Source organism: Nocardia sp. NPDC023852 (assembly GCF_040639505.1).
In the GTDB taxonomy this organism is placed as follows: domain Bacteria; phylum Actinomycetota; class Actinomycetes; order Mycobacteriales; family Mycobacteriaceae; genus Nocardia.
In genome coordinates this window covers 32,580-58,243 of sequence record NZ_JBFAAB010000005.1, presented here as the reverse complement: position 1 = coordinate 58,243, position 25,664 = coordinate 32,580, and the positions used below count along the sequence as shown (strand labels likewise).

At 64.8% G+C, this 25,664-nt stretch carries 26 protein-coding genes and 3 pseudogenes; 18 read left to right on the top strand and 11 right to left on the bottom strand.

All coding sequences use genetic code 11. The features are described from left to right. The first annotated feature begins 21 nt into the window (after positions 1-21). A complete protein-coding gene (locus AB0H00_RS11430; RefSeq protein ID WP_357264552.1) occupies positions 22-585 on the top strand; it encodes a hypothetical protein in 564 nt (187 codons plus the stop codon). A gap of 1,150 nt (positions 586-1,735) precedes the next feature. Here AB0H00_RS11430 and rox read toward each other — a convergent pair. After that, a complete protein-coding gene (rox, locus tag AB0H00_RS11425) occupies positions 1,736-3,169 on the bottom strand; it encodes a rifampin monooxygenase (protein ID WP_357264549.1) in 1,434 nt (477 codons plus the stop codon). A 708-nt stretch (positions 3,170-3,877) separates the two neighbouring features. Here rox and AB0H00_RS11420 point away from each other — a divergent pair. After that, positions 3,878-4,306 carry a hypothetical protein gene (locus AB0H00_RS11420; RefSeq protein ID WP_357264546.1) on the top strand — a complete coding sequence of 143 codons (429 nt, stop codon included), beginning with the start codon at positions 3,878-3,880 and terminating at the stop codon, positions 4,304-4,306. A gap of 36 nt (positions 4,307-4,342) precedes the next feature. Here the strand turns inward: AB0H00_RS11420 and AB0H00_RS11415 are convergent, their stop codons facing one another. The 3 genes and pseudogenes from AB0H00_RS11415 to AB0H00_RS11405 form a co-directional block, all read right to left on the bottom strand. Beyond that, positions 4,343-5,047 (bottom strand): squalene/phytoene synthase family protein, encoded by a 705-nt coding sequence (locus AB0H00_RS11415; RefSeq protein WP_357265083.1) that lies wholly within the window; start codon positions 5,045-5,047, stop codon positions 4,343-4,345. Beyond that, positions 5,026-5,091, bottom strand: a pseudogene (locus AB0H00_RS11410) (hypothetical protein); the annotation flags it as partial. The gene AB0H00_RS11415 and the pseudogene AB0H00_RS11410, both read right to left, overlap by 22 nt. Before the next feature lie 19 nt (positions 5,092-5,110). After that, a pseudogene (locus AB0H00_RS11405) lies at positions 5,111-5,290 on the bottom strand (restriction endonuclease); the annotation flags it as partial. 474 nt (positions 5,291-5,764) lie between these two features. On the opposite strand from AB0H00_RS11405, the pseudogene AB0H00_RS11400 reads away from it, so the two are divergent. The 3 genes and pseudogenes from AB0H00_RS11400 to AB0H00_RS11390 all read left to right on the top strand — a co-directional run. Further along, positions 5,765-6,268, top strand: a pseudogene (locus AB0H00_RS11400) (carboxyl transferase domain-containing protein); the annotation flags it as partial. Continuing rightward, positions 6,178-6,441, top strand: coding sequence for a thioesterase domain-containing protein (locus AB0H00_RS11395; protein ID WP_357265081.1), 264 nt, complete (start codon positions 6,178-6,180; stop codon positions 6,439-6,441). The pseudogene AB0H00_RS11400 and the gene AB0H00_RS11395, both read left to right, overlap by 91 nt. 267 nt (positions 6,442-6,708) lie before the next feature. Beyond that, positions 6,709-7,167 (top strand): pyridoxamine 5'-phosphate oxidase family protein, encoded by a 459-nt coding sequence (locus tag AB0H00_RS11390; RefSeq protein WP_357264543.1) that lies wholly within the window; start codon positions 6,709-6,711, stop codon positions 7,165-7,167. Positions 7,168-7,241: 74 nt separating this feature from the next. Here the strand turns inward: AB0H00_RS11390 and AB0H00_RS11385 are convergent, their stop codons facing one another. Together AB0H00_RS11385 and AB0H00_RS11380 are read right to left on the bottom strand one after the other, a co-directional pair. After that, complete coding sequence (locus AB0H00_RS11385) at positions 7,242-7,514, bottom strand: ubiquitin-like small modifier protein 1 (RefSeq protein ID WP_357264540.1); 273 nt, start codon at positions 7,512-7,514, stop codon at positions 7,242-7,244. A 5-nt stretch (positions 7,515-7,519) separates the two neighbouring features. Beyond that, positions 7,520-8,617 (bottom strand): exo-alpha-sialidase, encoded by a 1,098-nt coding sequence (locus AB0H00_RS11380; RefSeq protein ID WP_357264537.1) that lies wholly within the window; start codon positions 8,615-8,617, stop codon positions 7,520-7,522. A 241-nt stretch (positions 8,618-8,858) separates the two neighbouring features. On the opposite strand from AB0H00_RS11380, the gene AB0H00_RS11375 reads away from it, so the two are divergent. The 6 genes from AB0H00_RS11375 to AB0H00_RS11350 all read left to right on the top strand — a co-directional run bounded on the left by AB0H00_RS11375 (position 8,859) and on the right by AB0H00_RS11350 (position 13,361). Next, complete coding sequence (locus AB0H00_RS11375) at positions 8,859-9,467, top strand: hypothetical protein (protein ID WP_357264535.1); 609 nt, start codon at positions 8,859-8,861, stop codon at positions 9,465-9,467. Between the two features lie 249 nt (positions 9,468-9,716). Then, on the top strand, positions 9,717-10,907 hold the full coding sequence (locus AB0H00_RS11370; RefSeq protein ID WP_357264532.1) for an FAD-dependent monooxygenase: 1,191 nt from the start codon (positions 9,717-9,719) through the stop codon (positions 10,905-10,907). 52 nt (positions 10,908-10,959) lie between these two features. Continuing rightward, on the top strand, positions 10,960-11,226 hold the full coding sequence (locus tag AB0H00_RS11365; protein WP_357264529.1) for a hypothetical protein: 267 nt from the start codon (positions 10,960-10,962) through the stop codon (positions 11,224-11,226). Beyond that, on the top strand, positions 11,223-11,888 hold the full coding sequence (locus tag AB0H00_RS11360; protein WP_357264526.1) for a TetR/AcrR family transcriptional regulator: 666 nt from the start codon (positions 11,223-11,225) through the stop codon (positions 11,886-11,888). The genes AB0H00_RS11365 and AB0H00_RS11360 overlap by 4 nt, the downstream gene beginning before the upstream one ends. 526 nt (positions 11,889-12,414) lie before the next feature. Next, the gene (locus tag AB0H00_RS11355) at positions 12,415-12,780 is read left to right on the top strand and encodes a hypothetical protein (protein ID WP_357264523.1); all 366 of its coding nucleotides are present in this window, start codon (positions 12,415-12,417) and stop codon (positions 12,778-12,780) included. Then, the gene (locus AB0H00_RS11350; protein WP_357264520.1) at positions 12,780-13,361 is read left to right on the top strand and encodes a carboxymuconolactone decarboxylase family protein; all 582 of its coding nucleotides are present in this window, start codon (positions 12,780-12,782) and stop codon (positions 13,359-13,361) included. Before AB0H00_RS11355 ends, AB0H00_RS11350 begins: the two co-directional genes overlap by 1 nt. A 566-nt stretch (positions 13,362-13,927) precedes the next feature. On the opposite strand, the gene AB0H00_RS11345 is transcribed toward AB0H00_RS11350, so the two are convergent. Then, positions 13,928-14,332, bottom strand: coding sequence for a spore-associated protein A (locus tag AB0H00_RS11345; protein ID WP_357264517.1), 405 nt, complete (start codon positions 14,330-14,332; stop codon positions 13,928-13,930). 798 nt (positions 14,333-15,130) lie between these two features. Here AB0H00_RS11345 and AB0H00_RS11340 point away from each other — a divergent pair. The 5 genes from AB0H00_RS11340 to AB0H00_RS11320 all read left to right on the top strand — a co-directional run bounded on the left by AB0H00_RS11340 (position 15,131) and on the right by AB0H00_RS11320 (position 19,302). Beyond that, positions 15,131-15,361 carry a hypothetical protein gene (locus AB0H00_RS11340; RefSeq protein ID WP_357264514.1) on the top strand — a complete coding sequence of 77 codons (231 nt, stop codon included), beginning with the start codon at positions 15,131-15,133 and terminating at the stop codon, positions 15,359-15,361. Beyond that, positions 15,354-16,406 carry a polyprenyl synthetase family protein gene (locus tag AB0H00_RS11335; RefSeq protein ID WP_357264512.1) on the top strand — a complete coding sequence of 351 codons (1,053 nt, stop codon included), beginning with the start codon at positions 15,354-15,356 and terminating at the stop codon, positions 16,404-16,406. Before AB0H00_RS11340 ends, AB0H00_RS11335 begins: the two co-directional genes overlap by 8 nt. 51 nt (positions 16,407-16,457) lie before the next feature. After that, positions 16,458-17,612, top strand: coding sequence for an oxygenase MpaB family protein (locus AB0H00_RS11330; protein WP_357264509.1), 1,155 nt, complete (start codon positions 16,458-16,460; stop codon positions 17,610-17,612). A 78-nt stretch (positions 17,613-17,690) separates the two neighbouring features. Continuing rightward, on the top strand, positions 17,691-18,443 hold the full coding sequence (locus AB0H00_RS11325; protein ID WP_357264506.1) for a hypothetical protein: 753 nt from the start codon (positions 17,691-17,693) through the stop codon (positions 18,441-18,443). 13 nt (positions 18,444-18,456) lie between these two features. After that, positions 18,457-19,302 carry a hypothetical protein gene (locus tag AB0H00_RS11320; RefSeq protein ID WP_357264503.1) on the top strand — a complete coding sequence of 282 codons (846 nt, stop codon included), beginning with the start codon at positions 18,457-18,459 and terminating at the stop codon, positions 19,300-19,302. 411 nt (positions 19,303-19,713) lie between these two features. Here AB0H00_RS11320 and AB0H00_RS11315 read toward each other — a convergent pair whose 3' ends face one another. Further along, positions 19,714-20,010, bottom strand: coding sequence for a hypothetical protein (locus tag AB0H00_RS11315; protein WP_357264500.1), 297 nt, complete (start codon positions 20,008-20,010; stop codon positions 19,714-19,716). 184 nt (positions 20,011-20,194) lie between these two features. On the opposite strand from AB0H00_RS11315, the gene AB0H00_RS11310 reads away from it, so the two are divergent. Further along, positions 20,195-21,490 carry a hypothetical protein gene (locus tag AB0H00_RS11310; protein ID WP_357264497.1) on the top strand — a complete coding sequence of 432 codons (1,296 nt, stop codon included), beginning with the start codon at positions 20,195-20,197 and terminating at the stop codon, positions 21,488-21,490. A gap of 127 nt (positions 21,491-21,617) precedes the next feature. After that, complete coding sequence (locus AB0H00_RS11305) at positions 21,618-22,964, top strand: lipase family protein (RefSeq protein WP_357265079.1); 1,347 nt, start codon at positions 21,618-21,620, stop codon at positions 22,962-22,964. A gap of 353 nt (positions 22,965-23,317) precedes the next feature. Here AB0H00_RS11305 and AB0H00_RS11300 read toward each other — a convergent pair whose 3' ends face one another. The 3 genes from AB0H00_RS11300 to AB0H00_RS11290 form a co-directional block, all read right to left on the bottom strand. Beyond that, positions 23,318-24,286, bottom strand: a complete 969-nt coding sequence (locus tag AB0H00_RS11300; protein WP_357264494.1) for a sigma-70 family RNA polymerase sigma factor — start codon at positions 24,284-24,286, stop codon at positions 23,318-23,320. Positions 24,287-24,685: 399 nt separating this feature from the next. Continuing rightward, positions 24,686-25,330: a hypothetical protein gene (locus AB0H00_RS11295; RefSeq protein WP_357264491.1), complete on the bottom strand. Its 645-nt coding sequence runs from the start codon at positions 25,328-25,330 to the stop codon at positions 24,686-24,688. A gap of 75 nt (positions 25,331-25,405) precedes the next feature. Further along, complete coding sequence (locus AB0H00_RS11290) at positions 25,406-25,594, bottom strand: hypothetical protein (protein WP_357264488.1); 189 nt, start codon at positions 25,592-25,594, stop codon at positions 25,406-25,408. Positions 25,595-25,664 lie beyond the last annotated feature (70 nt).

Here is a 25,664-nt window from a genome sequence, read left to right as displayed (position 1 = left end):
TGCCTGGATTACGTTGCTCGGGTGACTACCGAGAGGGTGACAACCGAAAGAAAGACCGGTGTGCGCAGGTCTACGCCTTCGTGGTGGACGCACTGGGCGGGTGGTACGGCACTGCTCATCGGACTCTGGTGTGCGGTATTGCTGCTTCTGCAGGCCGCCATAGCTGACTTCGACACCGCGCTCTTCAGCTTGGCGGTTCTGTTCGGGCTGTGCGTGGTGTGGCTGGCATACACGTTGATAGGGCTCATCCGCTACCGGGCGTTTCTGATCAGCCTGATCGCACCCATCCTCGTTCTCGGGTGGATCGTGGTCGCCAAGTCGGGAGCCGTCGAGGCGGCCGCCTGGCGGATCTCCCAGGGGCCGATGGAGGATGCGGCGGCCAACTGTGCGGATGCCGAAGGTGGGCTGTACGGCATCTATTTCGTCCACTCGGTCGCGGAACAGGACGGGGGCTGTCTGTTCACTACAGATAACGACGTGGACAGGGCTGGGTACGCCTACCTACCGGGTGGTGTTCCCGCACGCCCTCGGGTCAGTTACTTTCCGTTGGACGGCCCCTGGCACACGTTCATCATCTATTCGTGACCTGTCACCGGCAAGAACAATTCCCTGCTTCAACCCTGGGCAGGCCCACCCCACCCCACCCCACTCTGGCCTGTGCTGGGACCTGGGCTGCCTCAACTCCGACGTGGATCCGCTGACCAGAGTGGAGTGGACGGGTCCGAACGGGCTGCGCGAGCACCTGTCCGGACCCGGACCAGTCGAGATCGTCCTGGACGGCTCAACCGGGCGTCCCCGCAAACCCGTATCGGTCGGCTGCTGACTCCTACCGAGCGCACTTGTGCGCTTGACCTTTACGCGGTCCGGTGTGGTTGGTGCCCTTCTTTGTGGTACGACGAGCAATCCTGTTCGCGGATCGGAGTGCTCATGGCCGATACTGGCCAGTGAGCTGACATGCGGACCTGCTTGTCGCTCTTCGATAGCTGTGCTGATCCCTCAATTATATTGTCGAAGAACACAATTCGCCCACGTACAGACTCTTGATCGGGTACGGTTTCTGTCAGCGTCTTGGCGGCGTCGGAGGTGTGGGGGTTCCTGATGGCGAATATTGATCGTGAGCGTCGCAACCGGTGGATGGAGCGCAAACTTGCCGAGTTTTCTTTCCTGACCGCACGTCAGCGCCGGTTCTTGTCCGTTCCGTTGGCGGAACACCGCTAAGCGCCGGATTTCTCAGATCTAGCCCTTCTGATCGCAATTTCATTGGGGCAAATCCAGATCGGTCTGCGCGTCAGGGGCGTTGTTACGCGCTCGGACTGCTCGAAGCGCGTGTTCGGGCTGACGTGAGGGTCGCCGGAGTCTACCGTGCGGTGGAATGGTGAAGCCCCTGAAACTGGCCGTCTACCTGCCGATTCGCTTCTCAGATTACAGCGAACCCCCGGAGGGGCTTTCAGCGCAACGCCTTCCTGATCCCCACCTGACGCCTCCAACGGACGCCTTTTCCCTCATTGCTCACCACGACAGTCTTCAGCTAACGCAGCAGAGGGTGGTTTAGTGCCTCTCCCGTGCAGGGCGACACTGAAGGGCCGAGAATCTCCATCTCTCACCCAGCACCGCTTCAAGGAGCCTCTCCTACATCTCCAACTCCTCTCGCGTTCGTGACGTACTATCCGTTGATTATCGGCGAAAACCACCGGAAGCCCAGCAGAGCGGACCTCGATGGCCTCACCTACGAGCGCTAGCCGATGGCAGCGCCGAACCACTTGGGCAGCTGGCTGAGCAGATCCTGCTGATCTTCACCGACCCACGCCACGTGTCCGTCCGGCCGCAGCAACACCGCCGACACGTCCAATTCCTCGCTGACGTCGACGACGTGGTCGACCCGATCCGCCCAGCCCGCCACCGAAAGCCGGCTGGTCTGGTCGAGCAGCAGCCCTCGGCCCCCGCGCATCAGCTCGTAGAGGCGACCCTGTTTCAGCACCACGTCGCGCATCCGCCGGCCGAGCAGTTCATGGCCCTCACCGAAGTCGTAGCGGACCCCGACCGCGGTGATGATCTCGGTGACGTACCGGTTCACCTCCTCGAAGTCCATCAGCTTCGAGAACAGCTCCCGCAGCGCGGTCGCACCTGGATCGTTTCCGATCAGCGTGATCTGCGCGCGGGTGTTCTCCAACACGCGGGCGCCCACCGGGTGCCGTTCGGCGTGGTAGCTGTCCAGCAGTCCCTCTGGTGCCCAGCCGTTGACCTCGGCGGCCAGTTTCCAACCGAGATTGAACGCGTCCTGGATGCCGAGGTTGAGCCCCTGACCGCCGGTCGGCGGGTGGATGTGGGCCGCGTCGCCGGCCAGCAGCACCCGGCCGACCCGGTAGCGCTCGGCCTGCCGGGTGGCGTCGCCGAACCGGGACAGCCAGCGCGGCGAGTGCGCGCCGAAGTCGGTGCCGGCGAACGCCTGAAGCTGCTGTTTGAACTCTTCGAGGGTCGGTGCGGTCGCACGGTCCTCGGCCACCCCGTCGGCGGGCACGACGATGCGATACACCCCGTCGTCGTCCCCGCTGCGAATGGCGCCGAACCGCTTGTGGGTTTTGTGGACTTCCTCGACAATGGCGGCAATCGTCGCAGGGTCCTCGGTCACCTCCATCTCACCCAGCAGCGTCTCTACCCTGGCGGGCTCGCCGGGGAAACCGACGCCGAGCCGCTTGCGCACCGTACTGCGGGCACCGTCGCACCCGACGAGGTAGCGCGAGCGCAGGTGCGTGCCGTCCGCCAACGCGACGGTTACCACGTCTTCGTCCTGACTCAACCCGACCACTTCGCAGCCGCGCCGGATCTCGGTACCGAGTTCGACGGCATGCTCGTTGAGCAGCCGTTCGGTGACCGGCTGTGGAGTGGCGAGGCCGTAGGGGTGCGCTGTGTCCAACCGATCCGGCCACGGCTTGACGATGCCGCCGAAGAGACCGCCGACTTGGAACTTCGCACTGACCGCGAGGAACCGGTCCAGCAGGCCGCGCTGGTCCATTATCTCGACGCTGCGCGCGTGCAGGCCTTGTCCGCGGGACTGCGCGGTCGGCTCGGTCAACTTCTCCAGCACGAGCGTTTGCACGCCGTGCAGCCGCAGCTCGCTGGCCAGCATCAAGCCGGTCGGTCCTCCGCCGGCAACGATCACGTCAATCATGAAAACCCCTCATTGGACAATGTTGCATTTCGGCCAGCTGATCCGCACAGTCCGGCGGCGCGCGCACTCGCATGTCCGGGCTCGAGTGCCTGCCACCGCACAGCGCGTCCCACCGGCGGTTTGCGTCCCGCGAGACCCGTACGGCGACAAGCACTCATACTTCGCGAATCCCTGATTCCGCAGGTTCTGGCTTCGGCTGGAGATTCTGCGGCACGACCCGGGTCTTGCGGCAAGGCCCCCGGTGGGCTATATGTTGAGAGTGGCAGGGAGTGGGTAGCTCCTTGCCTCTACCTTTTTCTCGTCCACTGTGAATGGACAAGCTCCCGCCGAAGCGGTCATCTTCGGCGGCGGCCGGGTCGCGCAGAGCCGCAGGCCGCCGCCAGCCGGGATGGACGCACGGAAGCCGTAGCGGCCCAGCACGTTGAGAGCAGCGCCACGATGGCTGCGTGTCCGTCGACGACATCGGTCTAGGGCAGAACCGATACCGGCCAAAAGGTCTCGGCAAGATGATTGCCGTGCTGCCGGAGGGGCGGCGAGAACGTCTGAACGTCCCCCGCGGCCGAGCTGGTTCGATACGCTAACTGACGGAACGACTCCCACTACACGCTGCTGCGATGTCGGGGATCTGTAGGGCGTACTGCTGGATGGGGTAGTACGGCTGCGAGTGACGTTACGCGGGAAGGACATTGATTGATAACAGTGCGGCGAATGGCGGCGGGTGTCGTGGTGTCGGCAGGGATCGGTGCGTCGGTGTGCGGAATTCAGGCGCCGCTCGCGCAGGCGGATCCACTACCGCAATGGGCGCCGTTGGGCACCACGCTCTACACCTTCGGCGATGCGAATTTCTGTGCTGGGGCGATCAGCGTGGTGCTGGAGGCCGCGCCGCATATGCCCGGCCACGTGCTGGCACACGTGACACCACTGGGTTATCAGCGCGGGCCTTGCGGCAATCACGTAATGCTGGGATGGGTAGGTTCAGCGGGTGGGCGAGCCCAAGACGTGTATGTGCACACCGATGCGGCGCCAGGCGACACCGTGACCGTGGATTTGTGGGTGGGGATGGGTCCGGCCAAGATCATGGCGGATACCTGGCCGATTCAAGGCACGTTCGCGGAATGGTATCTGCTGGTGCCCTAGCCGCCTGCCGCAGACTGCCGGCCACGCTGAGCTGGTTCAGGCTCGGGGCAGGGCGGTCGCGGTTGCCGACCACTCAGGAAGGCCGCACTGCCGGGGTGCCAGGTCCGCGTGATCAGGCAGGGCTTTGGTTGATGCACCCATATGACGGGAACGGATCATCAGATACAGGCACACAACCGGGTGGGCTGTCCTGATAGGGAGACGGATGATGGCAGCCCCACGAGTTCCGACGTCGCCCAGCCGCATGTGGAACACGCCGATCAGAAAACGAAGCACCGGGCGGTAGTCGGAGGCGATTTCACCCAGGATCCGTCCACTTTCCACGAGTGAGGCACGCGCGGAACTCGCTGTGGCCGAGATCAACGCCCGCACTCCAGGGGTTTCCAGTCCCTGCTCCAGATCCGCACCTGCCACGCCGTGTCGGTCGAGGTCGGCGACCGGCAGGCACAGCCGCCCGTCCCGCAGGTCCTCGAATGTCGCCACGACTACACGGGCACTCGTGCTGAAATCGACCGGCATGCAATGCATTTCGACTGTCCCGGCCATCGCATGTCGGGGCAATCGTGTCCTGGAGGTGCGGTCGACGCATAGCGTCGCGCGATGTTCGGTTCGGCCCCGGGATCGGGTCAGTTCCAGGGGGCGGGGCCGGTGCCGGAGTTCCACGCTGCGAGTGTCTTGTTGTCGACGAGTCTGATGCCGTTGCGGGCGGCGGTTTCGCGGGCGGCTTTGGTGAACGTGGATGTCGCGACGAGGACCGCGAGGTCGAACTGGTGCCAGGTGAGCAACCCTCGGTTGCATCTCCCGGTCGCCGACAGGGCGCCTGATGTTGTATCGCTTGGCCTGCACGATGAGTCTTCGCCCGTCCGGTGTCACCGCGGTGACGTCGGCACCGCGGTCACCGGCGCCTCCGCAGACCTGTACCTCGCGGCAGCCCCCGGCCCGGCACAGTGCGGCCAGCGCATGCTCGAACTGTTTGTCGTTCATGTCATGGAACGCCAGAACGGCACGCAGACGGTCTTGTTCGTGCTCGGCGCGCCGACGTCGATGTCGCGCGCGTAGTACCAGCGCCAGCAGCACCGCGATGATGACACTGATCACGATGGCGGCGACTGTCGTGGCGTTGTCGCGGACGAATCGCACCAGCGGCGCCAGGATGATGACACCGGCGAGAGCGGCCATCAGCGCCAGACCCGCGCGGTCCGAGCGGTGACGTCGCCGTCTGGCCACGTTTGCATCCCCCTAGCCGGTCCCGAAAGTTTACTACCGCAGGTACATTCATTACACGCGCCGACACATCGTGCCGTCAACGACACCACGTCACCATCAACTATGAGACTGAGCCGACGACCTGGACAGACCGGTCGTTCCCATGGACGGTGAACACGCTCGTAGACACAGGCTCGAGCGGATCGTTACCTTCGCGAGCATGAGTCCTGTCAGTGTGCGAGGTCATCTGCGATGAGCGACGATCCGGTCGCGGACAGGAGCGTCACGGGGCGGGCCGAGCGTAGTCGTGCAATGGCGGCGAAGCTCGCAGAGCTTGATGACCTCATGGTCAGGTCGCAATGTCCTGGGACTCCGCGGGCGATTGCCCGGCAACGCTCGCGCGGCAAGAAGACCGCCCGGGAACGCATCGCACTGCTTCTAGATCCGGGTTCTTTCGTCGAACTCGACGCGTTCGCGCGGAACCATTCGACTGATTTGAATGTGGGTGACGACGCGCACGGTGACGGTGTCGTCACCGGCCACGGCACGGTGAACGGCAGGTTGACGGCGGTGTTCGCCCAGGACTTCACCGTCTTGGGTGGCACGCTCGGGAAGGTGCACGGCGAGAAGATCTGCAAGATTCTGGATCTGGCCGCCAAGGCGGGCTGTCCGGTGGTGGGCATCAACGACGGAGCCGGCGGGCGCATCCAGGAAGGGGTCGTTGCGCAGGCGCTTTACGGCGGGATCTTCTTCCGGAACGTTCGTTCACCGGGGACGACGACCCGCTGTGCAAGCCCGAGCACCTGGAGGCATGGGGCAAACAGGCGACCGGTTCCGTGGCAACACATGTCTACCCCGGAGATCATTTCTACCTCCGAAACCACCTCGCGGAACTCATCGAGCAGCTCGCGAAAACGTTTGAGCAGTAAGAGATCGCGCCCGGTGTGACTGGTACGGCTGAGGCAATCGCACCGCTCGCCGCGGCTGAATCAGGCAGACGCACCGACCGCGGTTGATGACAGCGAGCCCAGCACGGTGACCACTCGTTGTGGGACCACATCTCAGTGGCTCGCGCAGTGCCCCCGGTCCAGGGACTTTCGCCTCTCGCGGCAAGGGTGGTTCGGTTCGCATAGTGAGGACATACACCGGACCGTGCTCGTGCGGCTGCACGGTCAGACGAGGAATGGGGTACGACGATGTCACAGCTGAGGACATTGACCGAATTGAACGAGGCCGATTGCCGAACGCGGTTGCGCTCAGTTCCGGTGGGTCGGCTCGGCTATGTCGAGAACGGGGTGCCAGTGATCCGGCCCGTCAATTTCTACATGCTGGACGAGAGCATATGGATCTGGACCGTACCCGGCAGCCGCGGCGCGGCCGTCGCGGGTCAGACCGTAGCGTTCCAGATCGACCAGATCGAGCTCGAGACCCGCAGCGGGTGGACAGTACTGGTCAGCGGACCAGCGACCGCGGTCACCGACGTGGACGAACTGGTCGCGGCAGCGGATTTTCCGCGCCGACCGTGGGCGCCGGAGCGCAACGACCAGGTGATCAAAATCCGCATCGACCACATCTCCGGGCTTCGGCTACCACCGAGCCCAGCTGAGCAATGTGCGACGTCCGTGATCGGCCGAGCACAGCAATATCGGCGATAAAGACTCGGTGAGGTGCACTCATACAGTCCGCGCGTGGGTTCAACGCCCATGGCCTGCGCCAGCGGTGAGCGTGGTCACCCGCCGGCGACCGACGGGATGATCATGACCTCAGTGCCGGTGCCGAGGGGTGTGTCCAGGCCGTCGAGTGTGCGGCACTCGTCGCCATCGACGTAGAAGTTCACGTAGCGACGCAGTTTGCCGCTCTCGTCGCGAAGCCGGCGTTCCAACGCGGGAGACCGCTCGCGAAGGGCGTCCAACACGTTCCGGAGGGTCGCCCCTTCGACGTCGAATTCCTTTTCACCGCTGACGTACGTACGCAGCATGGACGGCAAATGCACGCGTGCCATGGCCGTTATCCGATGACTGCTGCGCGCACGCACAACACGTCCGGCAGTTTGTCGACCACGAGCTGCCAGTGTTCGCCTTCGTCGGCGCTGCAATAGACCTCGCCGTTGCGGGTGCCGAAGTAGATGCCAGCCGGGTCGGCGTCATCCGCGCACATGGAATCGCGCATGACCGCCGCCCAGAACGGCACCTGTGGGAGGCCGTCGGTCTTCGCGGACCATGTCTCGCCGCCGTCCTCGCTGCGGTACACGGCGCACGTGGCATCCGGCGGAAATCGGAACCGCTCCATATCCGCGACCAGCGGGAACGTGTAGATCACGCCGGAACGCCGAGGGTGCGCGACGATCGGAAAGCCGAAGTTGGACGCCGGCAACCCGCCGTCGATCGACTGCCAGCTCGCGCCGTCATCGGTGGTGCGGAATACGCCACCATGGTTCTGCAGATACATGGTGCTCGGCGTCTCGGCGTCCAACGCGACCTTGTGTACGCACTGCCCCCACTCCGGCAACTCGCCCGGCATGAAATCGGCCGTGATGCCCTTGTTCGTCGGCTTCCACGACGCCCCACCATCGGACGTCTGATACACGCCGCCGGTGGACATGGCGACCGCGATCCGTTGTGTGTCTGTCGGATGCGGGAGGACCGTGTGCAACGCCAACCCGCCGCCTCCCGGCATCCACTCCGGCCGGTGCGGGTGTTCCCAGAGTCCTCTGACCAGCTCGAACGTCCTCCCGCCGTCGGTGGAGCGGAACAACGCCGATGGTTCGACGCCCGCGTACACCACCTCCGGCTCAGCGTCTGTCGCGGGCGCGATCTGCCACACGCCCTGCACCGCCGCCTCGGTGTCCTCCGGGAACGCCAAAGGTGCACCGTCCGGCTCACTCCACGTCTCGCCGACGTCGTCGCTGACCACCATTGTCGGCCCGAAATGGCTGTCCAGCACTCCTGCGAGCACGCGTGGCGTCTCCCGCCGAGCGTCGATCGCCAACGCCTTCACGTCGGCTACTGCGAACCGCGGCGCACTGACGTTCCAGCTCGACCGACCGTCCTTGCTACGTGCCAGGAACAACCCTTTGCGTGTCCCGATTCCGAGCAATACGTCCATCGCCGACCTCCATGTCGTCACCGCCACGCCGACGCGTGCGAGCGTACTCCGCAGGAACGACAGGACCCGCCAGAACATGCGAGGCGAGGGGAGATGTCAAAGGGTGCCCCCTGGCCGCACTGGCGTGACATTTTCGCGACCTTTTCGTAATGTAACGGTGACCCGCCCTCGACAGTAACCGGTATCCGACATCATGCCTGGTCAACATCGCAAACGGACCACAGCCTGGAAGCTCACTCCCATGGCCGTGTCTGGCATCGTCGCGACTGTCGCCGTCGTGCTGTGGGTGGTGATCCGACCGAGCCCGGCTGCTCAGCATGCCGCGGCGGCCGATTCGCCGTCGTCGTCTTCCGTCGAAGCCGACCTGGCCCCGACTACCGTGCCGTCGACGACTCAGCCGCCTCCGGCGCCGGCGCCGGCGGCGGCCGCAGCCGATCGACCACCACCGTCGGCCAAGAAGGCCGAACAACACCTGCCCCCACCTCCCTCCGTCCCATGTTCGACGGAACTCGCCGGCGCGCAGCCGCACGTGGCACAGGTGGGCAACCTGCTCAAGAAGACGTTCGGCGTCACCGATATCGGCGGCGCAGTCGGCCGTGGCGACGGCGATCATGGTGCGGGCCTAGCACTCGATTTCATGACATCCGATTCCGCGCGCGGCGACGCGATCGCCGAATTCGTGCTGGCCAATCAGCGGCGTTTCGGTGTGACCTACGTGATCTGGCAGCAGCGGTACAACGACGGCCGCGGTTGGTCGTACATGAAAGACCGCGGAAGTCCAACCGCCAATCACCGCGACCATGTGCATGTGTCCTTCGACCCGGCTGCCGATGTGAACGTAACCTGCTGACTGCGCCGAGCCCCGTCCCGACAATCCGGTCTGGTTGGTGAATCTGCGCGAAATGGATGCCGGTAATTGAGCAGCCTTCGTGCTGCCGCCAGACCCGAGGCCCCTGAACATCCGCTGAGGCCGAAGCCTGTTCGGCGAAAATTCGTCTGGGTCGATCACTCAACCTGCACTGAAGCCGATTGACCGGTCAGCGCGCATGTGACAGTATTGGCATACGCAAACGTAGGCGTATACTAATAAGGAATGGTGATGGACCGCGTAGACGTGTTAGTGGTGGGGGCGGGCCCGTCCGGCCTGGTGTCGGCGTGCGGGTTGGCCGCACATGGAGTCGCGGTTCGTGTCGTCGACCGGGCGAGCGGCCCGGCATCGACTTCCCGAGCGAACATCCTCCACGCGCGAGGCGTCGAGGTCCTGCAGCGCTTGGGGGCGATGGGTGATCTACGTGAACGGTCGCTCGCGCCGGTCGGCATGCGCATGTACGTGCGGTCACGTCCGATTGCGACGATGCGGTTCGCGCCGGACGACCGCGAGTCGGTGCAGGCGCTGTTCGTGTCGCAGGCCCGGATCGAGGAGCAGCTGCGGCGGCGACTCACCGAGCTGGGCACCGATATCGAGTGGGACACGATGGTCACGGCGGCGACGCAAGATGCCGCTGGTGTGACCGTGGAATTCGCGGACGGGACACGGCTGCGGGCGAAATGGCTGGTCGGTTGCGACGGGGCGCACAGCGTGGTGCGCGGCGCCGCTGGGATCGAGTTCCCCGGAGTTTCGGTGATGGAACAGTTTCTTCTGGCCGATGCGCATGTAGCCTGGGACCGTGACCGCTCCGCATCGGCGGGCTTCTATCATCGCGATGGTTTGCTGTTGGCGATTCCCATGCGCGACGCCGACGATGGTGGCGACCTGTGGCGGCTGATGGCCGACGTCCCGGCCGTCGATGGGCAGCTGTCGACTGCGGATATCGTCGCTCGCTTCGAGGAGCTGCTGCCGATACGGGCCGGTGCGACCGGGGTGCGAATCCGTGAAGCGATATGGACCTCGGCATTCCGCATTCACCGACGACTCGCATCCGACTACCGAGCCGGCCGCGTCTTGCTGGCGGGCGACGCCGCGCACATCCACAGCCCGATCGGTGGGCAGGGCATGAACACCGGAATCGGGGACGCCGAGAACCTGGCGTGGAAGCTGTCGCTGGTCGTCAGCGGTCGCGCGGACGAGAGGTTGCTGGACACCTACGCCGCCGAGCGGCGCCCACTAGCCACCGAAGTGCTTCGCACCACCAGCGCGAATACGAAGATCCTCGTCGGCAATGGTGCTGTGGCGCGTTTCGTCCGTGACCGGGTTTTCATTCCGCTGCTCAACTCCCCGAAAGTCCAGCAGAAAGCAACACGCACCGCGTCGCAGCTGTGGGTCGACTACCGGCAAGGCCCCCCTGGGTAGCCGACGCGGCCCTGAACCCCGGCCTGGGGATCGCATACCCGACCGGGAATGTGTGCGCCTCGACGGTAGCGCGACACGGTTGTACACCGAACTGCACCCGGCATGGGTCGTCCTGGCACGCCCAGGCGCCTCTTTCGAGGCCTTGACGAATGTGGCCTCGAAACATCTCGGCCCGAATGTCACCATGGTGACCGACACAGCAGCTCCGCACTCCGCCTTGCTGATTCGCCCCGACGGGCACCTCGCCTGGCGCGGCGATGATCCCGCCGCGCTGCGCAGGTGGTTCGCGGACACGTTCTACTCCAGGATTGGGGCATGAGCACCGAGACGCCGAGGCGCGAAGGGCCAGGACGCCCCCGCGACCCGCATGCCGACGCCGCCATCCTGCGCGCCGCCGTCGACCTTCTCATCGAGCGCGGCGTCGAGAACACGAGCATAGAAAGCATCGCGAAACGAGCGGGCGTCGCCAAAGTCACCGTCTACAAACGCTGGAAATCAAAAGAGGACCTGCTTGCCCAGGCGATCGAGCATGCTCGCGAAGACATCCCCGGCGTCCCGCCGACTGCATCCGCCACCACCTTGCCCGACACAATCGAGGCGCTGCTACCGGAATGGGGAGCGGCGCTTGCCGACCCCCGGTATCGGCTCCTCTCCGCCCGCCTACTCGGAGCCGGCCCTAGCCACCCCGCGCTGCTCAACGCCTACTGGCACCACCATGTGTTGCCGCGGCGCCAACGTTCCCGCGCTCTCCTTCACCAAGCCCAGGCCTCGGGCGTCCTCTCCGCAACGGCCGACTTGGACATTCTGCTCGACATGCTCAACGGCGCAATCATTCACCACCTCCTGCTGGAACCCGCCCGATCCCAAGCGGCCGAAGGCCTGCAACCATCCGATATATCCGCCTACCTACGCAGGCTCCTGCGACAAGCTGGCTTCATATTCCCCGACGCACCACCACACCCCACCGACTCGGCAGAATAGGCCCTTCCCCGACACCGTCAACGGCCCACATCAGACCATCTATACCCCGTAAACGCTGAGCAGGCCCAGGGCGCGGTGGCGGCTCCGTGATCTGCGATACGCGGCGTAGACCCGCAGGAGCTGGTCGGGCTGCGCACTGTTCGCGTCGAAAGCTTGACTGGCCCAGGCCGGTTCGATGAGCAGGATCCCGGACGTCGACAGACCCTCGCAAGTCCGCGGGACGGTCCGCAGCAGCCGGACGCTGCCACACACCGTCACCACCCCAACACCGAGCAGATTCCAGCTCGGCCAGCTGGTCCAGATAGCGCAGCGACCAGGCTTAGAGATCGGCGGCGGAGCGTGCCCGGCGTCCTGTCCCCAGCGGTTCAGCGTTGTCGGCGATCGTGGGCACGTCGGGCAAAGGGCTGGTAGTCGGCGTATGAGACAACTGCCGAGAAGATGTCCGCCCGGTTGCTGCTAGTTTGCTGAAGGTGCATTTGTGTTCCGATGGCGTGTCCTGTTCTGCCGTGCACTGATCGTTATGCACATGAGGCGTAGCCGAGCTGGAGAGGAGGCGGAGAGCGCGGTGCCGGATGAGGGCAAGAAGCTTGCAGCGCACCGAGCTCTGGTGGATCGTGTCCTGAACGGAGAGGGCCGGGCATCTCCAGAACTGCGAGCGCGGGCCTTCGACAACGTCGCCATCCCACCGTCCTTGCACGCGCTGATCGACAAGGTTGCTACAAGGCAGGGGCAGGTCACCGACGCGGACTTCGCTGTGGCGAAGGCGTCGGGCTTCAGCGAGGACCAGCTCTTCGAGTTGGTGATAGCGGCTGCGGTCGGCCAGTCCGCCCGGCTGTATGAAGCGGGACTGGCAGCCCTGGCCGAAGCAACCGTCAACGGCGAGGCCGAATAATGCGACTTGACATCCTCAACCGCGGTTACGGCCCCGGGACCAAGTTGCTGTTCGCGCTCATCCGGGTGTTCTCCAGACACCCAGTACCCGACGCCGCCAAGCTGGTCTTCTACCGGCCCGGCTTCTACGGTGCATGGGCGAAGAAGTTCACTCACGAGGTGATGCGGGGGCCTTCTGCATGGTCGGTAGCTGACCGAGAGCTGATGGCGGCCTTCGTGTCGAAGGTAAACGAGTGCGCGTTCTGCGTCGGCGCACACACCGCGACCGCGGGACAGGCGTACCAGGACCGCGCGAAGGTTCAAGCGGTGCTTGCCGACCTGGAATCGGCCCCTGTCGAGGACGGGCTCCGGGCAACGCTGTGGATGCTCGGCAAGCTGACCCGGGAGGGAAAGGTGGCCGCCGACGACATGCGGGAAGTTCTGTCCGCAGGTGTCTCACGCCAGCAAGTCGAGGACGCGCTGGCGGTCTGCGCCGCGTTCAACATGACCGACCGGCTCGCCGATGCCTTCGGCTTCGAACTGCTCAGTCCCGAGAGCTTCGAGGCAGGAGCCAAGTACCTGCTCGAGCGGGGCTACCGATAGCACTGCAGCCCCGCCGTCAGGCTCAGCGGCCAACTGCGGGCGATGCGGTTAGTCTTGCCGTGTCGTCCCGCTTGACACGCAGACACGCCAATGCTCGGTCGAGGTCGTCGCGACAACGGGTCGGCCCTGCCGCATGACGGTCCGCACCGACCCGGATCTACACGAACGCGCGAAACAGCTGTCGCCGATATCGAATCGAATCTCAACGCGCACGGTCGCGTTCCTGCGCTGGCTCGTGTGTGACACCGACGAATTACCAGTGCGGCCCATAAAACCAACCTAATGAGATGGCACACAAAAGTTTTGAAGCAGCACCCTTGTTCAGCCTGTGATCAATAGCGAGGACGCCTCCTGACCACCCTGATGCTTGGGCAGAGCTGCGACATACACATGGAATACTCACCGTTGCGCTTTTGCCGGGCGCAGGGGTGAGTATTCCACAGGGCGAATGAGTGAGCACCGGAATCCGCTCGCGCGGCGTTGGGCGTCAGGCCACGGTCTGGCGAAAAAGCGAGATCAGCTGTCCACGTCGAGACCAGTCCCACTCCAGCGGGTCGGTACGCCTTTCAGCCGCAGTGCACTCCGAATACCTGCCACTTGTCGTCGCCGATGAGACCGCCCCAGTCGATGCATTCGCCCTTTGCGTCGACCTTCACCGGGCCCGCGAACTCGGTGTATTTGGCGTCGTCGATGATTACGTCGCTATGATCCCGTGACGGCCGCAGCCCGGCACCCATCCGCACAGGCTTCCCTCGCTGGTCACGAACGGTGACAACGCAGTTCGTCTTCCCGTTGTAGGTGAGGAAGGCGGTGCCACCGTCGAGGTTGTGCGAGTCGATTACGTTATATCCCTTACCGCACTGCCCACCGTAGGTTGCCGCGGCCGCGGTAGCGGGGAGGAATACCGCCAGCCCAGCAGTGATGCCGATTACGCCCGCACATACGGCAACTGTCTTCTTGGCATTGATCACGTCGAAACCTCTTCCTCTTGACGTGCAGTCTCGCGCTACGCGGATAGCGCAAGATCCTCGAACGACGGTCGACGCTATTTGCGCAACGTCTACGCCATATCCCTCTGTTGAGGGCTTACTAGAAGTAACGCTCTGCACCACAGGATGGTTCACGCTGTTTTGCTTGAACATGTGGAGAGCCGGATGCGTGGCGACATGCACGTCCGGTTCGTGTCCGCATCAGTACCTCAGGGTAATCCGGTATCCCGACCGGCCGGCGTGGGCCGAACCCCGGCAGGAGGTGGAAACGGATGCAGCTTTCCTGGTGCTGCATCCGAAGCTGGAGCGCCCCATCGCGTTTCCGCCGCAGAGGACGCTAGACCGTGCACAGTAAGCCGGATCCCTTGCAGTACTCGATGTCTCACGCTCAGGCGGGACACCGACAAATCGCTCAGGCCTGATCTGCCATCTCGATGGAAGCGAGGCGATCCTGGTGGACGGTGAAAGCGGTGACGCGCAAAGGGCGCCGAAAACCCGAGGACTCAACTTCGCCACGAAACCCACCCTGGCCGCTACGATGATCACCACCGCCATGGCGGTGGGCAGCCCGGCGATGATCCGCCGCGACTACAAGACCAACGTCTTCAACTTATCTGTAGCAAGTTCTCGGTGTGTCCGCGCGGATCTGATGTCACACTGTGCGTGCCGGCCGATCTTGTTGGGACAGCACGGTATCGGATCGTTCGCACGAGTGGGGAGCGTGGTCGTATGTCGCAACGGTCTTTTCAGTCCGGATCTCGAGGCGAGGACGCCATTCTCTTGGCGGCTGGTCTAGCGGATCTAGCGCTGAGCCGTGTCGGCCCGGTGGTGGGCCGGGTGTGGGGGCTGCTGCGGCGGTCGGATGTGGTGGGGCTGGCGGGCGACGCGGAAACGGACTTGAAAGCGCGCGGTCGGCTGGCGCTGGACCGGTATACCACCGTGCCGCCTGCCCACTTGGAAATCCTCGCTCAGCGAGTAGTGACGCGACGTGCTGCCTCCGGCGATGTCTGATCGATACGATCCGGATGCGTTCAAAGCCCGCATCGACGCCACGCTCAGGGACTTCGTCGCACAGGAGAACGACCAGCTCCTGATGATCGACCCCCAACTGCGACCGGTGGCCGACCAGATTGTGGTCGCGACAACGCAGGGCAAACGTCTGCGGGCGGCTTTCTGCTATTGGGGTTGGCGGGCATCGGGACAACCGGACAGCGATGCGCTCGTGCGGGCCGCGGCGGCGATGGAATTGGTGCACGCGGCGGCGAGTGTGCACGACGACATCATCGACGACAGCCCGCTGCGGCACAGTCTGCCCACCGCGCATATCGCCCTGCGTACCCCGCTGCGCGGTCGTCCGAACGCCAAGAAGTCCGCCAGGGCGCTCGCCATGCTGGTCGGAGATCTGTTGATGGCCCTGGCCGGAGAGCTGTTCATCGCGAGTGGTCTGCCGGCGGCCTATCTGTCGCGTGCGCGTCCGCACTGGGCCGCTCTGGCCAGGGAATTGATCGCGGGGGAGTGCCTGGAGATCATCTGGACCGGTGCAGCACCGAATACGAGTGAATCGTTGAAGGTGATCCGGTACAAGACCGCCAAGTACACCGTCGAGCAGCCGCTGCTCATCGGCGGTGCGTTGGCCGGTGCGAGTGTTCGCCTGCTGAAAGTGTTCTCCGCGTATGGATTACCGCTGGGCGATGCGTTTCAGTTGCGCGACGACCTGTTGGGCCTGTTCGGCGATCCGGTGCGGACCGGCAAGGCGAGTCTCGACGATCTCCGCACCCGTCGCCCGACCGCCCTGCTCGCCGAAACCTGGCGGGCCGCCGACGACGGACAGCGAAAACAGCTGCGCAATTTGCTGGATCGGCCTGACCTGGGTCTCGAGGATCTACACGAAATGCGTGACCTGATGAATCACGTAGGATCCCCGATCCGCATCGAACAGATTATTACCGCACGGGTCGAGGAGGCCACTCGCGCGCTGGTCGGCGGGGATGTTCCAGCAACCGCCACGCGAGCACTGATCGAACTCGCGCATGCTGCGTCCGTACGCAGGCACTGACACCGGCATAGCCACGTCCGCCGTCTCGCCCGTCGCTGTGAGGAGCGCCTGATGACCTACACCCGCGCGTCGATGGACGCATTGCGGCAGTACGGTGACGAACTCGCCGACGCCACCGTGGCTACCTTGTTCGAACGCGGCGAGGCCGGCAAGTTCAATGCGCTCATGCGCTACGTCTCCGCCGCAGGCGCGCCCCTACCGGACGATCTGCCCGAGGTCGCTCGGGAGTACCTGCACGAAACCGCCACCCCGCCATCGTGGGTGGACTGGAGTGAGATGGAGAAGGCCCGGCTGTTCTTCTTCGACAACAACGTGCACATCTCCACGGCACTGTCCTTTGCGGCCATGCCCGCCTGCTACCTCATCCCGCACATCGCGAAACTCCTGTCGGCCACCCACTCGCTGGCATACCCCGCCAATCGCATGGCCGAGACCGGCCAGTTCACCGTGTACCTCATGCAGCCGGACGCCTTCGAGGCAGGCGGGCGCTTCATCCCCGCCGCCCAGAAGGTCCGGCTGCTGCACGCGTCGATTCGCCACCACCTTGCTCGGGAAAACCAATGGGATACAGTCGCATTGGGCGCACCCATCTGCCAGGAGGACATGATCGGCGGCCAGCTGCTCTTCTCGTTGCTCGTGCTGGACAGCCTGCATCGGCTCAACATTCACATGAGCGTCGACGGAGCCGAGGCCTACTTCTACGCCTGGCGCGTCGTCGGCGCCATGCTTGGGGTCGATCAGACGCACGCGCCCCAGAACCTGCAATCCGCCCGGCAATTTCTCGACACATACCTGACGCGCTACATCGGCCCCAGCGAAGAAGGGACCCACCTCACTCGCCAACTCATCGATCTCTACGAGGACGTCGTCCCGGGCACCCTCTTCGACCCCCTCGTCTCCGCGCTGATCCGTTATCTCATCGGCGACACCTGTGCCGACTGGCTCCAAGTGCCGCGCACCGCATGGGATGCCGCCGTCAAAGCCGTCCCCAGCGGCCTCGGTCTCCTCGAAAACCTGGAAGACAGTTCTCCTTTGGGAGCCTGGGCACTGGACCGCCTCGGCCAACTCACCACCGTCTTCGAACTCAGCTCCCTGACCCGCGGTCGAGTCATGCACTATGCCATCCCCGAACATCTCAAAAAAGACTTCGGTGTCTCCTCCGCCCGGGTACGTACCCATCGCTGGAAACCCCCACCCGCCACATGATCGTCGTCAACTTCTACCCCTCAACACAAGTCGTGATTCCACGTGGCCGAACGGCTGCCCCGGGATATGGAGCATCACATGGTTCTGCAATGGGCCCTGCCCGTTCTGTCCGCGCTCGTCGCGGTGTCCGTCCTCATTCTGGCGAACCGGCTACGCCCGAAGTCGTGGCGTAAAAATGAGGAAGGAGGCGGCGACGGATTTGTCCTCGACATCATCAGTACGTTCTTCACTGCGGTGGTCGCGTTGGTGGTGGTGATCGGCTGGCAGAACTACGACAACGCACACAGCCACACTGTGGCTGAGGCCAAAGCGCTGGTCGGAGTCCACTCTGCCGCGGCCGCACTGCCGCAGGCAGAACGCGATCGGATCCAGGGGCTCGTGCGCGACTACACCACGCAGGTGTTGGACCACGAATGGCCGGTCATGGCACAGAAACACCGGCTCAGCGAATCGACCCAGCAGACGTTCGACACGCTGCGCGCCGAGGTGGCCGCGCTGCGCGACGCGGACGACAATGTGCGCTCCAGCGTGTTGGCCGGTCTCGACGGAGTAGCGCAAGCCCGGTACGACCGCGCGATGGACGCGAGGTTGTCGATACCCGGGTTCCTGTACGCCGCCCTGTGGTTCGGGACCGCGCTGTTGCTGCTGCGCATGGTGCTGGCGGGCCAGGACGTCACCAGGCGGAGCTTGCTCATGACCGCCGTGCTCGGTGTCGTGGTCGGCTGGGTGATCCTTGCGATCTACAGCCTGGATCGGCCGCTCTCCGGCGGCAGCGTTGTACCGCGGGACGCCTTCGAACTGGCGTTGACCCGTTTCCGACACGGGAGTTGACCAACCTCCAGGTATGAGACAGACGAGGTATGTGCACATGGCATTGCCGATAGACATGATGCGAATCCGCAGGCTCACCGCGGAATTCGCCTTCCTTCCACTGACCGCCGCGGCTGCTGTTCTCACGGCGCCACCTGCCGCCGCTGATCCGCCGGCCTGGCCGTCTCTCGGCGATCTCACCTCCGGTAGTGCGACGGGCGGGACCTCGGTCACTACAGGTGCCGACGAGGTCGGCAACGAGTTGGCGCTCGCGCCACCTGCCCATGCTGTCTTGCCTGCCACCGGAAGCGCGGTGCCGCAAAGCATTTTGACTGATAGCACAGAAGGCGCAGGCACTCCACTGGCTCTCGGACCGGTGGCGCCCGAAGCGGTTGGTTCGAGCGACGCGCTCGGTCTCGATTCCGGTAGCGTGCAGGCGGCCTGTACGGGCAGCGCGGCCACCGGCAGTGCATTGATCATGCTCGGGTCGGTCACCGGCAGTTGGTGGTCCGAGTCCGCACTCGGGAGTGCGGTTGTAGGCAGCGCGGCCACCGGGAGCGCCCTACTGACCTGTTTGTTGCTGCTGCCGGGTGCTCCGCCACCTGATTCCTATCCCGACATCCCGCTACAACTTGGCCCGCCGCAGCCGGATTCTCCAATGCTCGCGCCACCTCCCCCCGCCCCGGCTCCACTGCCTCTACCGCCGACCGAGCCACGGATTCCAGCCGTCATCGCAGGGGCCCCCACCTACCAGCAGCCATTGGTAATGCCGGTTCGCCATCCAGTGGCCTGGAACGTGCTGCAACTGATCACCGTCATGGTGGTGGCAGTCCTTACGGCAACGCATGGCCGAATCGCCCACGCCCGCAGTCGTTCCTGATCTCCGACAAACGCGAGGTATTGCGGAGGGCGTCGCGTTCGCAGCTCGGCGCTTCGACTGCCGACAGGGTCGGTCTTGCCGGCAGTCGGACTTCGGACTGCACGCTCGCCGCAGCGGACACGGTGGTCGACATGGCGGCGCTGCCGGTCCGGCAATCGGCCACCCGTACCGCGTACGTGATCCGCTGCAGGATCTGCTCAGCCTGGTCGAACCCTCCCGGCCCCGCCGCCGCAACGGTGGTCGTGCGACACCGAGCCGGTGGTCGGCATGGACTGGCTCTGGACGTTCCGGGTTGTCGGCGAGAGACTGCGTCCGGCATTCGAACAAGGCGACAGTGCCGCGTGGCGCGACGGAACGTGTATTGCCAAGTGCTGCACGGGCGCAGCGCACCCACCGCCGGCTGACAAACGGTCAGGGGCAAACGGGGATGTCGGTCGAGGGCGGGTACGAGGAGGCGGGGGTGCCACCGATCTGTGGTGGGATGGTGACGAATAGGTTCTGTGTTGCTGGTCTGTACTTCGGTGCCTCGAAGCCGCCGGTCTTCAACAAGCAGTAGACCCCCGCGATGTGGGGTGGTACTGCACCCTGATGTCCCGCAACCACCTTGGTTCCGTCGCGCCACACATTCTCCGGGTAGTAGTGCTCGTGTTTGTCGGCGTCGTGGTAGAGCGAGCCCAGATGCAGCAACTCGACGGCGGCGGCGCGCACCACCCGGTCGTCGGCCGGGTTCGCGGGATCGATGAGCAGCTAGTACGACAACAGGGTCGAGGTGGGACGGACTGAACAGGCAGCGGGAGGTGCCATGGCCCTTAGTCTGTGAGTGCTGACACTGCGTATTCCGTGAGCGAAGTTCGTGTGTATCGACCTTGGGGAGAGGAAGGCTGAACAGCTGATGCGTATCGGTTTCTTGTTATGCGGCGCCGCACTCGCGGCCACGATCGGGCTCGGACTTGCCTGCGCCGGTCCTGCCGGAGCGTCGGAGTTGGATGGCTACCTGGATCTGCCGCTGACCAATCGGAACGCTGCCGCCGGTCCCGGCGGTGTCGATCCGGCATTGCCCTACGACGTCGTGCAGCTGCGGTCCCTGCTGGACGAGGCGCGCGGCCGTGGCATCACGCCGACCCGATATGCGGCCCTGCTGTACCAGTACTGGCTGGTCGACGCCACGAACAGGGCGGGCATCGACCTGCGGTCATGGGACCCACGCGCGGGTGTGGCGGCGAACCGGGACAATCTGATCAAGTCCTACCGCTACTACGAAGACCTGCAACTGGCCCATCGGGAATTGCAATGGGCAGGTATGGGCGGCCAGGTCGGTGCCGATTTCGGTGGCGGGCTGGTCGATTTCGAATTGCTCGGCGGCATCTACGGGTTGCCCGGTCTCTCCGAAACAGCGGGCGGTGTCCTCGCCGCGGTCGAACAGGTCGCCGGTCCGCAGGTCGTCTCGATGCTACCGCGCGGCCTCACCGCGCTCGCCGCGGCGGGCCCACAGATCACGCCGCAGGATCTGCAGCATGTCATCGGGTTGATCCTCGTCATGCAGAAGAACATCTTCTCCGATCTGATGCCCATGCACGACGCCTATGTCACCGAAGGTCTGCCCGCACTCGCCGAATTCCAGGCCGCCGGATTGTTCGGCGACGACATCATGAACGCGTGGCGCGATATCGCTTCCGGTGACTCCGGGCGTATCGCGGCCGGCAACGCGACCCTGCTGCGGCGTGAACAGGATTGGGCGATCGGCGCCCAGTGGGACGAGGCGCGCGGCTACAAGGGCCCGGTCGGCGAGGCCATCACCTATCTCACTGGTGCGGTGGGTTCACCATCGGTCGCGGGTGTCGTGCCGCCGCGCCAATTCCGGCCGGTGCGTATCCCCTTCACGATGACCGACGGCCGCCCGGCGCTGCTGACACTGCCGCTGCCGGACTGGAACTGGTCCGGACTCGATCCGAGATGGGACTACATCACCACCGAATTGCTGCCGAAGTACAAATATCAGATCGAGAACAATTGGCCCGCATTGGAAGCTCAGCTACGCACGCCGTACGAGGTGCAGATGGAATCGCACCGGCCGCTGCTGAACATCCCGCAGTTGCTGGATTCGGCGATCAAGCAGATCCAGGTGACACCGGTCGACGCGGGCGCAGCGACCGGTATGCCGGTCGTTGCCGGAACGGCGGTGCGCTGAGATGCGCGGACATGGAGTCGATATGTGTGGACATGGTGTCGGGATCAGTGGACTCGGTGCGCGGAGAACCCGTGGACGTGGCCCGGGCCGGAAACGGTGGACGCCGCTCGTGGCGCTCGGCGTGGCGATGATCGTGTTCACCGCTGCCGGTGCGGCGGTGGCCCAACCGGCGCCGCCCCCTCGGCCGGAAGCACCGGCCCAGCCCGCTCCGCCGGAACCGCTCGCCCCGCCGCGTACACCGGGGCTCGGTGAGGTGTTCAACGGCTACGTGGTCGGCACCGTGCGGGGCGCGACCGTCGCCTCCCCTGAGGAGGCGTTCCAGGCGCTGCAAGCCAACGACCCCTTCTACCAGGAGCCGCCGCTCACCGGGAACGAGCGCCCCGGCACCGTGCTGAACTCGAAGAAGGTCGACGTGCTGTTCACCGGCTTGAAACCGGCGAACCTGGACGCATACAAGCTGATGTACGTCACCACCGGAAACGACGGTGTCACACCCGTGATCAGCACCGGAATCCTGATGATCCCGGTAGATGGCACACCGAATTCCGAACGCCGCCTCATCTCCTACCAGGAGGCCAACGACAGCGTCGGCTGGAGCTGTCACCCGAGCACCCAGTGGACCGGCGGTGCCCCGATCGACGGTGCCTCGTGGTCGGCTCTCGGCCCACTGGCACTGCTGTTCGGCAAGGGGTACGCGGTGATGATCTCCGATGTCGGCAATGACGCCGACCGTAGGCCGCACGGCGTTTTCGCCGGCAAATTCGCCGCGCACGCCCAGCTCGACGGCGCCCGCGCGGCACTGAACTTTCATGAGGCCGGTCTGGACTCGAAAGCGCAGACAGCACTGTTCGGTATCGCCGGTGGCGGGGTGGGTGCCGGGTTCTCGGCCGAACAGCAGCCCGAGTACGCACCGGAACTGAACGTGAAATCGACTGTGTTGGAAGGCATGGTGGTGAATCCGCGCAACTTCATGCGGATCGCCGGCGGTTCGGTCGGTTCCGGTTTCGCCTTCGCCACCCTGCTCGGACTCGAACCGTGGTATCCGGACATGCGCGTCGACGAGAAGTTGAATCCGGCCGGTAAGGCGCTCGCCGATTTCTTCCGCACGCAGTGCCAGACGCCCGCGTACTTCGGATTGCCGTTCGTCCCGTTGAACACATTGTTCAACACGGGGCGAAACCCGGCTGACGAACCCGCGTTCCAGCATGTGTTCGACGACAATGTGCTCGGTCGTGGAGGTCCGCCGAAATCCAAGGTGCTCATCGCATCCTGCGCAGCCGACGATTCATTCATGTCTCTGGTGCCCGCCCGCGATGCGCGTGAATTGGCCGACCAGTACCGTGCCCAGAGCACCGATGTGACCTACGCGCCGACCAATTGCAGCATGGTGCGGATGATCACCGATCTCTACGGCTGGGGCACCGATCTGTTCGGCATGCAGACGATCGATTGGCTCGACAGCACCTTCGACTGAGCGCACGCCTACGCCCGGCGGGACCTTCTCACCTTCTCGCCAGGTGAGAAGGTCCCGCAGTCGGCGTGGGGGCCGGGTCCGGGCCCTGTGGCGGCAGTGAGCCCATCCCCGTAGCTCGCGTGATCTCTCCCGGCGGCTGACCAGTCCCGGGGTGGAAGGCCAAGCGCATGGCATGATCTGTGGAGGGGCTTGTCCGGGCGAGGTCTGTGCCTGGGCTGGCTTGCGATCAGCTTCGTCGGGGCGGCGTTGGGCTGGTCGCTGCCCGCGGCGGTTGTCTGCGGCGTGAAGGTTCGGCAGTCACCGAGCTGGCCTTCCGATGTTTCACCGGTATGTACCGGCGACACCGGGCCGACTCATCGCGGCCGGCGCAGATCGCCCACGGACATCGTCTCGGGCAACCCGAACAGCGGGAACACTTCTCGATCGGCGAACACGACGTTGCGTGCTATCAGGCCGCCGGTGACTGTGAAAACCTGCAGCGTGTGCAGGACATGTCCGCCGCCCGGTTCGGGGGCGTAGGCAGCGAGCGCGGGTTGCCCGTTGGCCGACAGCTGCCGCATCCGCCAGTCGGTGCCGCGCATGTCGAAGACGCGGCGCATGAATCGCCCGTAATCCCGGCTGCCCCGATACCACAATGGCACCGGGGGCATCTCGAGGACTGCGTCGCGGGTCAACAGCCCGACCAACGCCGCGACGTTGCCCGCCTCGAAGGCGCGCATGTACCGGTGAATCGCCACCTGCACTGCGGGGTCGTCCGGTTCGGTGACCTCGTCGATATCGGCCACATCCGCCAACGCCGCGCGGGCCCGCTGCAGGGCGCTGTTGACCGCGGCGACGGTCGTGCCCAGTTGTTGGGCGACCTCGGCGGCGGTGAATTCCAGCACCTCCCGCAACAGCAGCACGGCTCGTTGCCGCGGCGGCAGCACCTGCATCGCCGCCACCAGCGCCAACCGCAGATCCGACCGCAACCCCACGTCGAACCGAGCATCGGGAAACGGCTGTAACCAGGGAATGTCCGCTTCCGGTGTGAGCGGCACGGCGGGGTTGTCGGACGGCGCACCCAACCCAGAAGGCAACGGACGGCGAGCCCGGCCCTCGAGGGTATTCAAGCATGCGTTCGTCGCGATCCGGTACAGCCAGGTTCGCACCGACGCCCGCGCACTGTCGTACCGGTCACGAGCCCTCCATGCGCGCAGCATCGTCTCCTGCACCAAGTCTTCGGCCTCATGGACCGAACCCAACATCCGATAGCAATACGCCACCAGCTCACCACGGTAAGGCTCCAACTCCACGCCCATATCCTTCACCGTGCAACTGCTCATGCGACAGCCACGTCCGTCTGATTCGGTTGCTTGGGTGGAGTGATGTCAGTGGGCCGTAGCAGGAGCTTGCCCTTGGGGACCACGGTCCGGCATGGACGAGCACGATCAGGTGCGGCACATTCACGGCCCTCCAACGTGTTGAGCGGCCTCGATCAGCAAGCCATACCCAAGAACTCGACTGATGTGCGTCACACCAGGACCGACTGGGAAAGTTCTCGTTCGATTGCACGGGCTGCGGCAATCATTCCAGCAGAGCGAAGTTCGGCGACTCTTTCGAGCACGACTGCTGATGTCCCTCGCTCGGAGACAACATCGGCCAGGCTGATCAGGCGTTTGGTGATTATGGCCTTCGGAACCCGGTCGCGGGCCACCGGACACGCCGCCCAGAACGGGTTTGTTTCAGCCGCGGTGGAGCCCAGGCTTGTTCAGCCGCGGCTTCGCTCCGGTATCGGCGCGGGAGGCGGGTTCGTCAGGTCCTGGCGCGTCGGCCACGCGGCGCTGACTGTCTGCTCCGGCGGCGGCTCTGGCGTCGACCTCGCGTCTCGCAAAGGAAATATCGCGTGCGCTACGCACTGACAGTCGGCCGAGCGATGTCGCGGCGAAAAACAGAATCAGCGCACCGAGACCATAGAAGTAGGTTAGTTGTAGTACGGCACGTTTCAGGTCAGACGTGGCGACAGGGTCGCCGGCATCTCCGATTCGCAGCGGGTCCGCCAGTAGCGGCCCGATCACGAACCACAAGCCCGCCGCCACGGCCATCCACCCGCCGAAGCTTGCCACGAGACGGTTGCGGCTTGCCAACATGAGCAATCCGCCGATGATCGCGGCGACGCCAGGCAGTAATTGGAGCCAGCCCCGCGCCGCCGTCCACACCCATGGCTCATCAGGAGTGAACGCAAAGTTGAAGTACGGTCCGAGGAACGGGATCAGCGCGCCCCAGACGCCCAGAAGTAGCACCGCAAGTCCGCCGAGGGCTCCCCGGCTACGCGGAATTCGAAGTAGACGGCCTCGGCCGGTAGAAACGTTGTCGTCGACGTCCCTCATGACGCCTCCATTTGTCGAAGTAGGTGCTTGTACCGCCTACCCTTAGTCCACGGAGATACGCACGAACACCACAAGTCAAGTGAGGTCCGCAGCATCCGGCAACCGTGCTGTCGAGGGAAACGTCTGGGCCGAGTTCGTGCTGTCCAGGACTACGATGTACTCGCTACGCTGCGGATGCTCCGCGGCGTACACCACCGCGTCCACGGCCACCTGCAGCTGGTAGATCGGAAGCACCGGCTCGGCTTTACGCCGCATTCTGGTCAACGACCGCGACCGTAGCTTCTAGGTTCTCTCCGCAGGTTCGACCTGCAGAAGGACACCCAGGCGCGCCGGC

Coding starts and splice junctions, on each gene's coding strand:
- AB0H00_RS11310 (WP_357264497.1), top strand. CDS start 20,195: ATGCGTATCGGTTTCTTGTTATGCGGCGCCGCACTCGCGGCCACGATC.
- AB0H00_RS11370 (WP_357264532.1), top strand. CDS start 9,717: ATGGACCGCGTAGACGTGTTAGTGGTGGGGGCGGGCCCGTCCGGCCTG.
- AB0H00_RS11295 (WP_357264491.1), bottom strand. CDS start 25,330: ATGAGGGACGTCGACGACAACGTTTCTACCGGCCGAGGCCGTCTACTT.
- AB0H00_RS11390 (WP_357264543.1), top strand. CDS start 6,709: ATGTCACAGCTGAGGACATTGACCGAATTGAACGAGGCCGATTGCCGA.
- AB0H00_RS11335 (WP_357264512.1), top strand. CDS start 15,354: ATGTCTGATCGATACGATCCGGATGCGTTCAAAGCCCGCATCGACGCC.
- AB0H00_RS11330 (WP_357264509.1), top strand. CDS start 16,458: ATGACCTACACCCGCGCGTCGATGGACGCATTGCGGCAGTACGGTGAC.
- AB0H00_RS11420 (WP_357264546.1), top strand. CDS start 3,878: ATGGCGGCGGGTGTCGTGGTGTCGGCAGGGATCGGTGCGTCGGTGTGC.
- AB0H00_RS11360 (WP_357264526.1), top strand. CDS start 11,223: ATGAGCACCGAGACGCCGAGGCGCGAAGGGCCAGGACGCCCCCGCGAC.
- AB0H00_RS11385 (WP_357264540.1), bottom strand. CDS start 7,514: ATGGCACGCGTGCATTTGCCGTCCATGCTGCGTACGTACGTCAGCGGT.
- AB0H00_RS11300 (WP_357264494.1), bottom strand. CDS start 24,286: ATGAGCAGTTGCACGGTGAAGGATATGGGCGTGGAGTTGGAGCCTTAC.
- AB0H00_RS11325 (WP_357264506.1), top strand. CDS start 17,691: ATGGTTCTGCAATGGGCCCTGCCCGTTCTGTCCGCGCTCGTCGCGGTG.
- AB0H00_RS11375 (WP_357264535.1), top strand. CDS start 8,859: ATGGCCGTGTCTGGCATCGTCGCGACTGTCGCCGTCGTGCTGTGGGTG.
- AB0H00_RS11350 (WP_357264520.1), top strand. CDS start 12,780: ATGCGACTTGACATCCTCAACCGCGGTTACGGCCCCGGGACCAAGTTG.
- AB0H00_RS11305 (WP_357265079.1), top strand. CDS start 21,618: ATGATCGTGTTCACCGCTGCCGGTGCGGCGGTGGCCCAACCGGCGCCG.
- AB0H00_RS11355 (WP_357264523.1), top strand. CDS start 12,415: ATGAGGCGTAGCCGAGCTGGAGAGGAGGCGGAGAGCGCGGTGCCGGAT.
- rox (WP_357264549.1), bottom strand. CDS start 3,169: ATGATTGACGTGATCGTTGCCGGCGGAGGACCGACCGGCTTGATGCTG.
- AB0H00_RS11320 (WP_357264503.1), top strand. CDS start 18,457: ATGAGACAGACGAGGTATGTGCACATGGCATTGCCGATAGACATGATG.
- AB0H00_RS11380 (WP_357264537.1), bottom strand. CDS start 8,617: ATGGACGTATTGCTCGGAATCGGGACACGCAAAGGGTTGTTCCTGGCA.